The sequence below is a fragment of the Rathayibacter sp. VKM Ac-2754 genome, from assembly GCF_009807095.1.
Taxonomy (GTDB): domain Bacteria; phylum Actinomycetota; class Actinomycetes; order Actinomycetales; family Microbacteriaceae; genus Rathayibacter.
The window spans coordinates 55,519-69,790 of record NZ_WUCC01000005.1 but is presented as its reverse complement, the minus strand read 5'-3'; the positions used below and the strand labels follow the sequence as shown (position 1 = coordinate 69,790).

Sequence of the window (14,272 nt, the reverse complement as noted above, 5' to 3'; positions counted from 1 at the left end):
GCCTGGGGGCATGAGTGGCGAGAACCTGCTGGGCCCCGAACCGACCCTCCTCCCGGACGAGCCCGCGGTGACCGCGGCGCTCGCCAAGCACGCGAGCCCCGGAGCCGTCGAGTTCGCCGCGCTCGCCGCGGCCCACCCGCGCTCCCCCCTCGCCTGGGCACTGCTCGCCGACAGCGTCTGGGGCATCGACGCCGCGCTGCCGTCCTACGCCTACGCGCGCGTCGGCTACCACCGCGGCCTCGACCTGCTCCGCACCGCCGGCTGGCGGGGCCAGGGCCCGATCCCCTGGCGCCACGGACCCAACCGCGGATTCCTCCTCGCCCTCTACGCCCTCCGCCGTGCCGCCGAATCGATCGGCGAGACCGACGAGGTCGACCGCCTCACCGGCTTCCTCGACCAGGCCGACCCCCGCGCGATCCCCGAGATCGAGCGGTACCACGAGGATGCGCTTCCCCCCACCGCCGCCATAGTCATCCTCGGGGCTGATTAGCCTCCGGTCACGGCGCTCGCGGCGTTGTCGTCGGGCGTCGTAGCTCCGCTACGACTTCCTCCTCCGCCTTGCGATCACCGCAACCGGAGGCTAATCAGCACTCCTGCAGGGGTGAGGGGGGCCGTGCCTTCGGCACGAGCGGTCAGCAGCCGCGCTTTCAGCGCGAGCAGGTGTCAGAGGGCCGCGCTTTCAGCGCGAGCAGGTGTGAGCGAGCCGCGCTTTCAGCGCGAGCAGGTGCCAGGGGGCCGCGCCTTGGGCGCGAGCAAGCGTCAGAGGGCCGCGCCTTCGGCGCGAGCTGGTGTCGGAGGGCCGCGCCTTCGGCGCGAGCGGGTGTGGGGTGCGGCGTCGGCGTCGGGCGGGTTCTGGCCGCACGACCGAGGCTGAGGCGGCGGAACCTCCGGGAATCGGGGGGATCGGGCGGCTCAGCCTTTGTTGTGCGGGCGGAGGGGGTCAGCGTGCGGTGGAGAGGGGGCTAGCGCGCAGGGCGAGGGCGGTGGCGAGGGCCAGGAGGGCGCCGAGGGCGGCGGCGGAGGCGGTGACGGTGAAGCCGGACTGGGGGCCGGCGGACTCGACGGCGAGGCCGCTCAGGGCGGAGCCGGCGGTGACGCCCAGGGCGAGGCCGGTGGGGGGCCAGGCGAGAGCCTCGGTCAGGCGGCGGCGCGGCGAGATCGTCTCGACGAGGCTCGAACCGGTGATGAGGAGCGGCGACGTCGCGAGGCCCGCGACGAAGGCCAGGGCGGCGAGGACGGGCAGCGAGCCGGCCAGCAGCAGGACGGGGACGACGACTCCGAAGACGAGGCCCGCGACGACGAAGCGGGAGCGCGGGGTGCCGGGCAGGTGCGCGGCTCCGACGACGACACCGGTCAGCACACTGCCGATGCTGTAGGCCGACAGGAGGAGGCCCGACGCGGCCTCGGCGCCCGCCGCCTCCGCCGTCGCGATCGCGGCGACGTTGAACGAGCCGAACACGCCGCCGATCGCGGCGAACACCGCGACGATGCCGGCCAGCGCGAGGGGGAGGCGGACCCGTTCCCGCGTGCGATCGGCCGGCGCGGTCGCGAGCGGCGGCTGCGTGCCGACCTGCGCGAGCAGCGCGACGCCTCCGACGACCCCGATGCCGAGGCCGACGACGACTCCGGCGGCCGGGTGCACCAGGGTGGCGAGCAGGGTCACGACCGGCGGCGCGACGACGAAGGCCGCCTCGTCGGCGACGGACTCGACCGAGTAGGCCGTGTGGCGAAGGCCCGGGTCGGAGGTCGCGGCGCTCCAGCGCGAGCGGACGGCGGAGCCGATGTCGATGACCGAGACGCCGGCGACGACGGCGAGCGCGAACCAGGTCCAGACCGGCGCGCCGAGCAGGACGGCGGCGACGAGTCCGAGGGAGGCGGCGACCAGCAGCGGGAGCGACAGGGCGAGCGCACGGCGCTGGCCCCAGCGGTCCATCACCCTCGACCAGAGCGGGCCGGCCGCCGCGAGCGAGAGGGTGAGCGTGCCCGAGACGGCGCCGCCCAGGGCGTAGCTGCCCGAGACGTTCGTCACCATGACCAGCACGCCGATCGCGAGGCTGCCCTTGGGGAACCGGCCGATCCAGCCGGAGGAGGAGAACGCGAGCGAGCCGGGGATCGCGAACGCCTGCGCGTAGCGACCGGTCGCCCGACGCAGAGCAGAGGGCGGGAGCGCCGAGCGCGGAGGAGCCTGGGGGTCTGACATCGTCGGGTCCGATTCCTGGCCGGCCGAAAGCGGAGGACGCTCCACTGGCTGCTCGGACGACCCGACGAGTCTACCGACCGCTCCGGAATCGGCCGCGGCCAGCAGAATGGGGCGATGGACCCTCTGGAGACCCTCCTGAACGAGCTGCCCGGTGCCGAGGCGAGCCATCCCTTCGGTCCGGAGATCCTGGTCTGGAAGGTCGGCGGCAAGGTGTTCGCGCTCCAGTCGGAGCGCTTCGGCCGGCCCGTCGTGAGCGTGAAGGCGCTGCCCGAGAACGTGGTGCACCTGGTGGCGGGGGTCGACGGGGTCGAGCCCGGGTACCACCTCGACAAGCGGCACTGGGTGACCGTGGACTGCGGCGGGCGGGTCGACGAGGGCCTGCTCCTCGAGCTGGTGACCGAATCGCACGCCATCATCGTCGCGAAGCTGCCGAAGCGCCTCCGCCTGACCCTCGACGGGACGGCGAGCGGCTCGCTCGACGACGACGGCTGAGGCGTATTGCGGCGTGTGACGGGTGCAGGTGCACCCGCGGAGGCGCGCGCCTAGCGTGGCTGCGACGAACACCCCCGACGAGAGGTCCCGCGATGTCCACCCCCACCCGCCTGCAGACCACGGTCGAGACCGCCTGCGAGCGCGGCGGGATGTGCGTGCACGACCGCGCCGGCCACGGACTCGGCGCGCTGCAGCTCCGGCTGGCGCGCGCGACTCCGAGCGGCTGGACGGACGCGCTGGTCGCCTCCGTCGACGAGGACGGCTGGATCGACCTCGTCGCCTGGGAGTCGGGCGCGACGATCCGGGTCTGGCACCACGCGGAGGCGGCGCTCGCCGCGGGCGCACCGGTCTCGCTGCACGAGCGCTACGGAGTGCTCGCGGCAGGAGATCGGCTGATCAGCGTCGCGCGCTGAGAGTCAGGTGCTGATCAGGCGCTGGCCATCGAGGCGAGCATCGCCTCGCAGGCCTTCATGCAGTCCTCGCAGGCCATCGCACTGAGGCGGCAGGTCTCGCTCATCTCGGCGTGACTCGCGCACTCCTCCATGCAGGCACGGCACATCGCGATGCACGCCTCGAGCATCGGGCGCATCGTCATCGCGTCCATGCTCATCGGACGCATCATCATCCGCATCATGGTGGTGCACATGTCGGCGCAGCTCGCGCACATCGAGGCGCAGCGGCCCATGCCCTCCATGCCGGCCATCGCGTCGGAGCACATCGTGCACGCCTGCATGCAGGCCGAGCACGCGTCGATGCAGGCCTGCATCGCCGTCATGTCCATCGTCGCGCTGCCCGTCATCGGCATCGTCTTCATCATGTCGTCCATCGTGCCCATGTCGCTTCTCCGTCGTGCTCGAGGTGGAGCGGACGTCGCGTGGGCATCCGCGGGTGGATGCCTCCGATGCTAGAGCGGTGCCCGCCCGCAGTCACCTGCGTCGTGGCCCTGATACGCGGAACGGTCGAGACGGCCTGCCGGAGCGGGCGGTCTCGACCGTCTCGGCGGGTCAGATGCCGTAGGAGCGGAGGTAGGCGGCGGTGTCGTGCCAGCCCTCGACCGCGAAGCACTCGACGCCCATCGCCTTGACGGGGTAGTCGTTGCCGTCGGGGTCGAGGCGGTCGCCGACGAAGATCATCTCGTCGAGGGGGATGCCGGTGAGCTCGGTCAGCTTGTTCATCCCGTAGGCCTTGTCGATGCCCTTGCGGGTGATGTCGACCGAGGTGGAGCCGCCGGAGCGCACCTCGAGGTCGGGCAGCACGGCCTGGACGGCCTCGCGCAGGGTGTTCTTCTTGACGCCGTCCGGGTCCCACGCCTGCTTGACGGGCACGGGCGCGGCCTGGCCGAGCGCCGAGAAGGTGATCTGGGAGTCGCGGTCCTCGAGGATCGGGCCCCAGGTCTCGGACTCCCAGTAGCCGAGCTCCTTCGCCTTCTCCTCGACGGCCGCGAGCGCGCGGGCCTTCTCGTCGTCGGTGAGGTTCTCGGCGTAGATCTGCTTCCACTCGCCGTTGTCGTAGCGGTAGTACTGGGTGCCGCAGGTCGGCATCAGGTGGAGCCTGGCGAGGACCGCGGGGTCGGCGTCGCCGAGGCGGTCGAGGACCTGCATCCGGAACTGCGCGATCTGCCCGCCGGAGATGATGCAGACCTCGGTGGCCCGGAGCAGCCGCACGAAGAGGTCGGCCATCTCGGGGTCGATCGGGGACTTCGAGGCGGCGAGGGTGTCGTCGAGGTCGAAGGCCATCAGGCGGGGCAGGGTGGTCATGGGTCTCGATTCGCGGTCTGCGGACGGGGCGGTATCGAGGATACGGGGCAGCGCCGCACAGCGCGTCCGGGCGCGAGCGGGCCGTCGGGAGCGCGCCGCGAGCGCAGACTGGAGCGATGACCGACCGCACCTCCCGCGCCGGCGGACGCCGCTCCGTCCCGCGCACGATCGCCCGGATCCTCCTGGGTGTCGTCCTCGTGACGGCCGGCGTCGGTCACCTGAGCTTCGCCCGGCAGTCCTTCCAGGCGCAGGTGCCGCCGTGGCTGCCGCTCGATCCCGACTTCGTGGTCGTCGCGTCGGGGGTGGTCGAGATCGCGCTCGGGCTCTCGCTCGTGCTCCTGGCGCGGTGGCGGGTGGTCGTCGGAGTCGTGGTCGCCGCGTTCTTCGTCGCGGTGTTCCCGGGGAACATCTCGCAGCTGGTGACGCGCACGCCGGCCTTCGGTCTCGAGACGGACGCGGCGCGCGCGATCCGGCTGGTCTTCCAGCCGCTGCTCGTGGTGTGGGCGCTCTGGTCGACGGGCGCGTTCTCGGCCTGGCGGGAGCGGCGGCGCCGAGCCCGGGGCTGAGCGCCCGATCCGGGCGCCTCCGGCTCGCAGAACGACGTTCGGCTCGCGAAACGCGGTTCGGCTCCCAGGATCCGGCCGATTCGACGAGCCGAATCTCGTTCGACGAGCCGAGCGAGGGTTCCCGGGCCTGGTCTGGGCACCTCCGGCTCGTGAAAACCGGTTCGGCTCGCGAAAATCGTCGGTTTCGACGAGCCGAACCGTGTTCCACGAGCCGAAGCCGGTTTGACGCGCCGAGGGGTCCGACGAGCCGGAGCGGCGCACCGCAGGTCCGCGCTCAGCTCCCCGCGGACTCCCGCGCCAGGTAGGCCGCCTCGGTGCGGGTCGCCGCGCCGAGCTTGCGGAGGATGTTCGACACGTGCACGCTCGCCGTCTTCACGCTGATGAAGAGCTCGTCGGCGATCGCGCGGTTGCCGAGCCCCTGCGCCACCAGCGCGAGCACCTGGCGCTCGCGGTCGGTGAGCGGGGAGATGCCGTGCGGAGCGATCGCTCCCGGGACCTCGCCACGGCCGAGCCGGCGCTCGAACCGGCTCACCGCGTCGATGAGGAGCCCGAGCCCCGCGTTCTCGGCGACGGCGCAGGCCGCACGCGCCTCCCGCTCCGCCTCCTCGCGCCGCCCGACCGCGGCGAGGGCCTCGGCGAGGCGGAGCCGCGAGTAGGGCAGCAGGTGCACCAGCGCGGTCGGCACCTCGTTGGCCGCGGCGGCGGCAGCCCACGCCGCGGGGTCGTCGCCCGTCCGGGAGGCGCCGCCGAGCTCGGCCTCGATCACCGCGACGAACGCGGGCGCGGTCGGCCACGCGGAGGCGGTGGCGAGGATCGCGCGCACTCGCGCCTCCGCGTCGACGGGGCGGCCCTCGCGGTCGAGGAGCGCCAGCCCCTCGCGCCGAGCCGTGGCCACGATGCGGGCCACGACCACGAGCAGGAGGAGATCGGCGGAGGGGAGCGGACGGTGCTCGGGACCGATCGCGTCGCGGACCTCGGCCCACGCGGCTCCGACGTCGCCGGTCTCGAGCGCGATCGCGCCGGCCACCTTCGCGAGGCCGACGAGCGAGTGCCGCTCCGTGCGCAGCTGGCGGCTGAGGGGCTGCCGCCACCGCGCGAGCAGGGTCGCCGCCTCCTGCGGATCTCCGCGCCAGAGCACGGTCCAGAGCTTCCGGCGCTGCAGGTGCGCGGCGAAGCCGAGCGGGGCGTCGAGCTCGAGCGCCCGGTCGAGGAGCTCCTCGGCGCGCCGCCACTCTCCGACCGAGGCGAGGGCGTCGGCCGCGTTCGCCATCAGCATCGCGCCGAGGGTGCGCGAGACCCCGTGGCGCCGGGCGTGCTCGGCGCCCTCCTCGGCCGCGGCGACCGCCTCGCGGAACCGCCCGACGAGCGAGAGGGCGTCGGACAGGTTGAGCCAGTAGCGCAGGCGGGCGGAGTCGTCATCGCCCGCGAGAGCACCCGCGAGCTCGAGCTGAGCGAGTCCCTCGTCGACCCGGCCGAGCTCGACGAGCGCCGTGCCGCGGATGTTGACGGCCACGCTCCTCCGACCGTGCGAACCGACCGACTCGGCCTCCACCTCGGCCAGGTCGGCGACGGCGACGGCCTCGTCGAGATCGGCCTCGAGCATCAGCCGCGCGGCGAGCTCGCCGAGGATGCGGGCGCGCAGCACGCTCGGCTCCGCGGGACCGCCGAGGAGCGCGAGCGCCTCGCGCAGCAGGGCGACGGAGCCGACCTGCCCGAGGTTCGCGAGGTAGGACGCCTTGTCGCGCAGGAGCGTCGCGCGGCGCGGCGCGTCGAGCCCCTCGATCGCGAGCGCCTCGTCGACGAGCGCGATCGCCCGCTCGCTCTCGCCCGCGTCGCGGAAGTGGTGGGCGGTCGAGCCGAGGAGATCGGCGCGATCGCGCCCGTGCGCGTCGGCGGGCACCTGCTCCCACAGCTCGAGGGCGCGCTCGCCCATGCGCGCGGCGAGGGCGTGGGCGAAGGAGGCGCGGGCGTGCGCCATGGCGCGGAGCGAGGCGGCGAAGGCCCGCTCGGAGTCGTGCGCGGCCATCCAGTGGTACGAGATCTCGGAGGCGGCGGCCGGGCCCCTGGCCTCGAGCGCGTCGGCGTAGCAGGTGTGCGCGCGGACCCGCTCGCCGGGCAGCAGCTCGTCGTGGATGGCGTCGCGGACGAGGGCGTGCCGGAAGCTGTAGCTGCTGCCGTCGACGACCAGCACCCCGCCGGCGATCGCCTCGCGCGCGGCCGTCTCGACGGCCTCGGCGTCGCCGTGGACCACGGTGATCAGGTCGTGCTCGACGCAGGTCCCGCCCGCCGAGAGCGTGCGCAGGATCTTCTGCGTGGGCTCGCTCAGCCCGTCGTAGCGGGCGAGGAGGACGTCGCGCAGCGACTCCGGGTAGCAGTCGGGCACCGTCGACGCCTCGGCGCGCGCGAACTCCTCGACGAAGAACGGCACCCCCTCGGTGCGCTCGACCACGAGGGCGAGGTCGCGCGGGGCGACCGCGGCACCGCGGAGGGAGGCGACCATGGCCTCGACATCGTGCCGGTCGAGCCGCGAGAGCTCGCGCCGCTGCACCCGGTCGCTCCGCTCGAGCTCGGGGAGCCAGGCCCGCAGTGGATCGCCGCGGCGCAGCTGATCGCTCCGGAAGGTGAGGACCACGAGGATCCGCCCGGCGGTCGCGACGCGCACCAGGAAGCGCAGGACCCCGATCGTCGCCGGGTCGACCCAGTGCAGATCCTCGACGACCAGCACGATCGGGCGGAGGCGCGACGCGGCCTCGAGCGCGACCGTGACGGCCTCGAGGACGGGCGGGGCGGCGGCGGCCGGCTCCCCGCTCGAGGGCAGCTCCGGCAGCAGGATGCGCAGCCCCTCGATCGAAGGACCCGCCAGCGCGGCGAGCTCGTCGGCGCCCAGGCTGCGCGCCAGCTCGCGCAGCGGTGCGGTGATCGGAGCGTAGGGAGGGGCGTCCCGGTCGAGATCGACGCACTGGCCGCGCAGCACGAGCGCCTCGCGCGGCAGCCGCTGCACGAACTCGGCCACGAGCCGGCTCTTGCCGATGCCCGCCTCGCCACCCACCACGACGGTGCGCGTGCCGTCGACGAGCATCCGCTCGTAGGCCCGACGCAGCGCCGCCAGGTCGTCGTCGCGGCCCACGAGGGCGGTCGGCGCGAGCGGGAGGGGCATGGGCATCATGCTGCCACCGACGCCCGACACGGACGGGGGCGTGGCGGGGACCGTGTCGGTTTCCCGCGGGTCGCCGACCGGAACGGTCCGCGCACGCTCAGGCGCGGGCGTGCACAGTGCGGCTGAGCAAGCGGAGCAGCACGGGCAGGCGCCGCGCGGGGCGTCGGGGTGCGCGCTCCCGGCGCCGCCGCTCGATCTCGGCGTCCCGGTCGAGGCGGCGCTCCCGATCCTCCAGAAGGGCGGGGAAGGAGTACTCGCTGAGCATCATGTCTGTCCTCTCGTCGAAGCGATGAGGAGAGGCTCGCGTGCGGGGAGGGCCGGGGACATCGGGCGGTCGCCCTATCCCGGAGCTGTCGGCGGGGCGCGGGGCTGAGGCGGAGCGGGGTCGGAGGGGGGCGGGGCGCTCCCGGCGCGTGCGGTCGGCGGAGGAGGGCCCTCCGATCGGTGCTCGACAGCCCGCGATCGCTGCTCCGGCGCGGTCCGGAGGGGATAGGGCGATCGCCCGATGTGCGCCAGGGGGTCCTACGCGGATCGTCGATCCCGGCGCAGAGAGCGCTCGGATCCCAAGGAGTTCGCCGTGGTCTTCCTCATCGTCATCGCCGCCCTGATCGCGTGGGCGGTCGCCGCGGCCGTCGTCACCGTCGTGCGCGACGGCTACGGCCCCGTCCCCACGCGGACGGAGACCGAGCGGGTCGCACCTCCTGACGCACGTCCGGCTCGCTGAACCGCGTTCGGCTCGTGAGAACCGCCGGATCCCGCGAGCCGACCCGGATTCTGCGAGTCGAGGGCCGTCGGCGCGAGTCGTCGCGCAGCTCGGGCTCGTGAAACGCCGTTCGGCTCGCAGGATCACGAGGATCCTGCGAGCCGAACGGGTTCCTGCGAGCCGGAGGTGCTCCGGAGGCGCGGCCGCTAGGCGGTGCGGCGGCGTCGCACGATCAGCAGCGCGGCTCCCGACAGGAGCAGCAGCAGCGCCCCGCCGAGGAGAGCCCCCGACTCGACACCGGTGTTCGCGAGCGGGCCGGAGTGCGAGCCCCCGGCGACCGGGACCGCGGTGGCCGTCGACGACGGAGCGGCCGTGGGCTGGTCCGTCGGCGTGACGGGCGTGACGGGCGCACCCGGCTCGGCCGGCGCCTCGGCTGCGACCGTCGTCAGCGACCAGTTCTCGTCGTAGAAGTCGGCCTTGTCGATCACGCCGCGCGCGCTCGCCCAGTCGATGAGCAGCTGGCGGATCTCCTGCAGCTCGTCGTAGACGACCGGTGCCTCGGCGACGGCCGGGTAGCCGCCTCCGCCGCTCTGACGGTAGTTGTTGACGGCCATCACGAAGACGTCGTCATCGGCGACCGGCGTGCCGTCGGGGTGCGCGAGATCGCGGATGCGCGAGCCGGCGGGCTGCGAGATGTCGATCACGTAGTCCACACCCGACAGCGCGTCGTAGTTGTAGTCCGGGGTGCCCGTCGGGCGGTCCGGCGTGACGGCGTTCGTGCCCGTGGCCGGGTCGAAGACGGCACCCGGGGCGACCTGGTTGAAGTAGAGGGCCGAGAACTCGAGGTACTCGCGCACCTGGGCGCCCGTCATCTCGACTCCGCGGAGGGTGTTCTCGTAGATGTACAGACCGGCGATGTCGCGGATCGTGACCTGCCCCTTCGGGAAGACCGCCGTCCGCGAGAACGGCGACGCCTGCGAGATCACCGGGACGTCGGCCCACTCCGTGCCCTCGAGCGCCGTGTCGACGGTCTCGGCCTGGACATTGTTGATGAAGTCGATGATCGGGGTGTCCTCGTAGCGCGAGGTCTCGGCCGAGAGCTCCTCCACCGACTCGGCGACCGGAGTGTTGACGTAGTCGATCGTCGTGGCGTGCTGCTCGGCGAGCGCGTCGAGCACGGCGGTCGACTCCTCGGGGATGTCGCGCGCGTAGACGGGCTTCGCGACCGGAGCGGATCCCTCCGACCAGTCGACCTGCAGGTCGCCGGCGGTGTCGGGCACCAGGTTCAGGGTCACCTCGGTGAGCCCCTGCGCCCAGTAGTAGGGCTGGGTCACGAGCACCTGCTCACCGGCGACGTTCGTGTAGAGCGTCTGCGGCACGTCCTGGTGGCTGTGGCCCGCGACGACGACGTCGATGCCGGGCACCTGCGTCGCGATGTTGTTGACGACGTCCTCGTTGAGGTCCGCCGGGTCGTAGTCGGCGTCGGCGACCGTGCCCTGGCCGGTGTGCGCGAGGACGACGACCACGTCGGCCTGCTCCTGCACCTCCGGGACCCACTGCTTCGCTGCCTCGACCATGTCCTGGAACTCGAGCACGCCGTCGACGTACTGCTTGTCCCAGACGCGGACGCCGGGGGTGACGAGCCCGAGGACGCCGATCGTGACGGTCTCGCCGTCGATCTCGCGCTCGATCAGCTCGTAGGGCTTGTGGTAGGGCTCGCCGGTCGCGACCTCGACGACGTTGGCGCCCAGCAGCGGGGCCTCCAGGTCGCCCTCGTAGGCGCTGAGCATGTCGAGCCCGTAGTTGTACTCGTGGTTGCCGACCACCTGGGCGTCGTAGCCGATGGTGTTGAAGGCGGTGGCCATCGGATGCGTCGTCTCGTCGGCGAGGACGCCCGCGGCTCCGTCGCCGAGTCCGTAGTAGTAGGTGAGCGGCGTGCCCTGGATGGCGTCGCCGTTGTCGAAGACGAGGACCGACTCGTCGCCCTTCTCGGCGCGGAGGCGGTCGACCTCGGTCGCGACGCGCGTGAGTCCGAGGGTGTCCTCGCCCTCGTACGGGGCGTTCGCGAAGTAGTCCCAGTTGTAGACGTGACCGTGGACGTCGGTGGTCGACACCAGGGTCAGCTCGACGCCGTCGTCGAGGGTGGCCGCGGTCGCGGTGGGGGCGACGGTGGCGGCCCCTACGGCGAGAACGGCGAGGAGGCTTGCAGCGCGGAGTGAGCGCATCGGATTCCTGTTCGCGTGATGGGTGGAGTGTGAACGCTCTCGAACCTATGCGCTCCGTGTGAACGAGTCGTTTCGGGTTCGAGAGCATTGCTCGACGATGGAGGGCTCCGGCCGCCCTCACCGCCTCTCCGCTAGAATCGATCGGCTGGCCGCGCGGATGCGGCATCCGATGCCCGGCCGGCCCGCCGAGGCTCGGCGAACCCCGACTCCGCCCACAGCGAAGGACACGCCATGCCAGCAATCGTCATCATCGGCGCCCAGTGGGGCGACGAGGGCAAGGGACGCGCGACCGACCTCCTCGGCAGCCGCGTGGACTACGTCGTCAAGTTCAACGGCGGCAACAACGCCGGCCACACGGTCGTGGTGGGCGACGAGAAGTACGCCCTGCACCTGCTGCCCTCCGGCATCCTGACCCCCGGAGTCGTGCCCGTCATCGCGAACGGCGTCGTCGTCGACATCGAGGTGCTCTTCCACGAGCTCGAGGCGCTCAGCGCACGCGGGGTCGACGTGTCGAAGCTGCTCGTCAGCGCCAACGCGCACGTCATCACGAGCTACCACCGCACCCTCGACAAGGTGACGGAGCGCTTCCTCGGCAAGCGCCAGATCGGCACCACCGGCCGCGGCATCGGCCCGGCGTACGCCGACAAGATCAACCGCGTCGGCATCCGCATCCAGGACCTGTTCGACGAGAACATCCTGCGCCAGAAGGTCGAGGGCGCCCTCGACCAGAAGAACCACCTGCTGGTGAAGGTCTACAACCGCCGCGCGATCCTCGTCGAGCAGGTGCTCGAGGACCTGCTGCAGTACACCGAGCGCCTCCGGCCGATGGTCGCCGACACCTCCCTCGTGCTCGCCCAGGCGCTCGACGCCGGCAAGACCGTGCTGTTCGAGGCCGGCCAGGCGACCATGCTCGACGTCGACCACGGCACCTACCCGTTCGTCACCTCCTCGAACGCGACCTCCGGAGGCGCGGCCACCGGCTCCGGAGTCGCCCCCAACCGCATCGAGCGCGTCATCGCCGTCATCAAGGCGTACACGACCCGCGTCGGCGCAGGCCCCTTCCCGACCGAGCTCTTCGACGAGTGGGGCGAGTACCTCCGCAAGCAGGGCTTCGAGTTCGGCACCACCACGGGCCGCCCCCGCCGCTGCGGCTGGTACGACGCTCCGATCGCCCGCTACTCGGCGCGCATCAACGGCGTCACCGACTTCGTCCTCACCAAGCTCGATGTGCTCTCGGGCCTCGAGACGATCCCGGTCTGCGTCGCCTACGACGTCGACGGCGTCCGCCACGACGAGGTGCCCGTCTCGCAGAGCGACTTCCACCACGCGAAGCCGATCTACGAGGAGTTCCCCGGCTGGCAGGAGGACATCTCGGGCTGCCGCGAGTTCGCCGACCTGCCCCAGGCGGCGCAGGACTACGTCCGCGCGCTCGAGGCGATGAGCGGCGCCCGCTTCTCGGCCATCGGCGTCGGTCCGGAGCGCGAGCAGGTCGTCGTGCTCCACGACCTGCTCGACTGAACTCCCCCGGGAGGTCGTCCCGGCTCGTCCCGCCGGCGGTGCAGGCCGGATCCGCTCGGGTGAGGTCAGCGGCCGTCGTGGTCGTCGGCCGCGCCGGGATCGGGTTCGTCGACCCGCTCGCCGGCCAGCGCGAGACGGAGGACGACGAGGGCGATCGTGAGGGCGAGGGCCGCCGTCAGGACGGAGGGCAGGGCGTTCGCGAGCGCCTGCCTGCCTATCGTGTGAAGGGGAACCGCGGTGCCACCGGTCCGCGCCCACTCGTCCCGAACCGCGGCGATCACCACAGGAGCGGCGAGCGCGACGAGCCAGAGCGCGGCGACCCCGCCACAGGCGACGGCCCACCAGGGGCGCGACGTCGTCACGGGCGCGAGGTCCGGATGATCTGCGCCACTGCGGCGGCGCCGAGGCTCAGGAGCCCCACGGTCAGGGCGGGTGTCGGGACCGCCGCGAGGTAGGTCATCAGGAACTCCTCGGTCTCGGTCCGCCCTCCCGCCCACACGGCGCCGGACTCGAACCAGAGCACGCCCGCGCCCAGTGCAGTGCAGACGGCGCCGGAGACGGCGAGCGCCGCGGGGACGCGCGCCGGCACTCCGAGCGTTCCGCCGCGCCCGGACCCTGCTCCGGCCTCCGCGCCGTCGGCGGCGGGCGGCTCCGCCCCGATGACGTCGGTCGAGCCTGATCCGTCCGCCGGAGGCGAGGACTCGGGACGGGCCGGATCGGGGGCGCCCTGCCGCCCGAGGTGGTCCGCTCCCCGTCGGACCGGCGGGCCCGACCCGCCTCCGCGCTGGAACGCCGCGGGGAAGCGCGGATCCGTCTCGCCCATGCGTGCTCACCCTTCCGCCGACAACGGCGCCCATGCTCGCACGCGGCCTCCGGGCAGGGCCGATCGCGCGCCACCCTCCGCGGTGCCGCCGTCTCCCGCGCGAACCGGAGCGGCCCGCTCCTCCTCGGCGGGCGCGGGCGCAGCCGGTGACCGGATAATCGGCGCATGCAGATCTACGCCGACCTCCCCGCCGCGCGTGCGCGGCAGATCACGGCCGACGCGCTCGCGGTCGCCGTCGCGGTGATCGCCGTGGCCGCCGGCATCGCGGTCGGCACGCTCATCGCGGGGCTCGCCGAGATCGGCCGACGCCTCGAGAGCGCCGGCAGCGGATTCGGCACGACGATGAGCGATGCGGGGTCGACGCTCGGCGGCATCCCGTTGCTCGGCGAAGCCGTCCGCGCGCCGTTCGACGAGGCGAGCGGAGCCGGTGCCGTCCTCGCGGCGGCGGGGCGCGATCAGCAGCAGCTCGCCACGACGCTCGCCGTGGTGGCGGGGCTCGCCGTCGGCGGGCTGCCGCTCCTCCTGCTCGCAGTCCTGTGGCTGCGGCCCCGGCTGCGCTTCGCCCGCCGCACCGCCGAGCTGCGGGCCCTCGGCTCCACGCCGGCCGGCTCCGAGCTGCTGGCCCTGCGCGCTCTCACGGAGGCGTCACCGCGCGACATCCTCGCGGTCCACCCCGATGCCGTCCCCGCCTGGCGCGCCGGCGACCCCGGGGCGACCGCCGCCCTGGCCGCCCTCGCGCTCCGCCGCGCCGGCCTCCGCCCGCGCTGACCCGTCCCTCGGAGGGATGACTCGGCGGAGCCCACGCGGATGACGCAGCGGGACCCGCGGGCG

15 protein-coding genes are annotated in these 14,272 nt (G+C 73.4%); 7 read left to right on the top strand and 8 right to left on the bottom strand.

Features of this window, described 5'->3' with window-relative positions; translation table 11 throughout:
- Positions 1-10 precede the first annotated feature (10 nt).
- Entirely contained in the window at positions 11-490 is a 480-nt protein-coding gene (locus tag GRS92_RS09905; RefSeq protein ID WP_159855771.1) for a DUF3151 domain-containing protein, read from the top strand.
- Between the two features lie 450 nt (positions 491-940).
- Here the strand turns inward: GRS92_RS09905 and GRS92_RS09900 are convergent, their stop codons facing one another.
- Positions 941-2,200, bottom strand: a complete 1,260-nt coding sequence (locus tag GRS92_RS09900) for an MFS transporter (RefSeq protein ID WP_159855769.1) — start codon at positions 2,198-2,200, stop codon at positions 941-943.
- A gap of 114 nt (positions 2,201-2,314) precedes the next feature.
- Between GRS92_RS09900 and GRS92_RS09895 the strand changes: the two genes are divergently transcribed.
- Complete coding sequence (locus GRS92_RS09895; protein WP_159855767.1) at positions 2,315-2,692, top strand: MmcQ/YjbR family DNA-binding protein; 378 nt, start codon at positions 2,315-2,317, stop codon at positions 2,690-2,692.
- Between the two features lie 92 nt (positions 2,693-2,784).
- The gene (locus tag GRS92_RS09890) at positions 2,785-3,105 is read left to right on the top strand and encodes a hypothetical protein (protein WP_235021919.1); all 321 of its coding nucleotides are present in this window, start codon (positions 2,785-2,787) and stop codon (positions 3,103-3,105) included.
- Positions 3,106-3,119: 14 nt separating this feature from the next.
- Here GRS92_RS09890 and GRS92_RS09885 read toward each other — a convergent pair whose 3' ends face one another.
- Together GRS92_RS09885 and GRS92_RS09880 are read right to left on the bottom strand one after the other, a co-directional pair.
- The gene (locus tag GRS92_RS09885) at positions 3,120-3,527 is read right to left on the bottom strand and encodes a four-helix bundle copper-binding protein (protein WP_159855765.1); all 408 of its coding nucleotides are present in this window, start codon (positions 3,525-3,527) and stop codon (positions 3,120-3,122) included.
- Between the two features lie 169 nt (positions 3,528-3,696).
- A complete protein-coding gene (locus tag GRS92_RS09880; RefSeq protein ID WP_159855763.1) occupies positions 3,697-4,449 on the bottom strand; it encodes an HAD-IIB family hydrolase in 753 nt (250 codons plus the stop codon).
- A gap of 116 nt (positions 4,450-4,565) precedes the next feature.
- On the opposite strand from GRS92_RS09880, the gene GRS92_RS09875 reads away from it, so the two are divergent.
- A complete protein-coding gene (locus GRS92_RS09875; RefSeq protein WP_159855761.1) occupies positions 4,566-5,015 on the top strand; it encodes a DoxX family protein in 450 nt (149 codons plus the stop codon).
- Positions 5,016-5,289: 274 nt separating this feature from the next.
- Here GRS92_RS09875 and GRS92_RS09870 read toward each other — a convergent pair whose 3' ends face one another.
- The gene (locus tag GRS92_RS09870; RefSeq protein WP_159855759.1) at positions 5,290-8,172 is read right to left on the bottom strand and encodes a helix-turn-helix transcriptional regulator; all 2,883 of its coding nucleotides are present in this window, start codon (positions 8,170-8,172) and stop codon (positions 5,290-5,292) included.
- A gap of 97 nt (positions 8,173-8,269) precedes the next feature.
- Entirely contained in the window at positions 8,270-8,440 is a 171-nt protein-coding gene (locus GRS92_RS09865) for a hypothetical protein (RefSeq protein WP_159855757.1), read from the bottom strand.
- Positions 8,441-8,749: 309 nt separating this feature from the next.
- Between GRS92_RS09865 and GRS92_RS18855 the strand changes: the two genes are divergently transcribed.
- Positions 8,750-8,896, top strand: a complete 147-nt coding sequence (locus GRS92_RS18855; RefSeq protein WP_204162381.1) for a hypothetical protein — start codon at positions 8,750-8,752, stop codon at positions 8,894-8,896.
- 185 nt (positions 8,897-9,081) lie between these two features.
- Here the strand turns inward: GRS92_RS18855 and GRS92_RS09860 are convergent, their stop codons facing one another.
- Entirely contained in the window at positions 9,082-11,100 is a 2,019-nt protein-coding gene (locus GRS92_RS09860; RefSeq protein WP_159855755.1) for a bifunctional metallophosphatase/5'-nucleotidase, read from the bottom strand.
- 231 nt (positions 11,101-11,331) lie between these two features.
- Between GRS92_RS09860 and GRS92_RS09855 the strand changes: the two genes are divergently transcribed.
- Positions 11,332-12,618: an adenylosuccinate synthase gene (locus tag GRS92_RS09855; RefSeq protein WP_159855753.1), complete on the top strand. Its 1,287-nt coding sequence runs from the start codon at positions 11,332-11,334 to the stop codon at positions 12,616-12,618.
- Positions 12,619-12,683: 65 nt separating this feature from the next.
- Here the strand turns inward: GRS92_RS09855 and GRS92_RS09850 are convergent, their stop codons facing one another.
- Together GRS92_RS09850 and GRS92_RS09845 are read right to left on the bottom strand one after the other, a co-directional pair.
- On the bottom strand, positions 12,684-12,980 hold the full coding sequence (locus GRS92_RS09850; RefSeq protein WP_159855751.1) for a hypothetical protein: 297 nt from the start codon (positions 12,978-12,980) through the stop codon (positions 12,684-12,686).
- Positions 12,977-13,441, bottom strand: a complete 465-nt coding sequence (locus GRS92_RS09845; protein ID WP_159855749.1) for a hypothetical protein — start codon at positions 13,439-13,441, stop codon at positions 12,977-12,979. Before GRS92_RS09845 ends, GRS92_RS09850 begins: the two co-directional genes overlap by 4 nt.
- A gap of 165 nt (positions 13,442-13,606) precedes the next feature.
- On the opposite strand from GRS92_RS09845, the gene GRS92_RS09840 reads away from it, so the two are divergent.
- On the top strand, positions 13,607-14,209 hold the full coding sequence (locus tag GRS92_RS09840; RefSeq protein ID WP_159855747.1) for a hypothetical protein: 603 nt from the start codon (positions 13,607-13,609) through the stop codon (positions 14,207-14,209).
- Positions 14,210-14,272 lie beyond the last annotated feature (63 nt).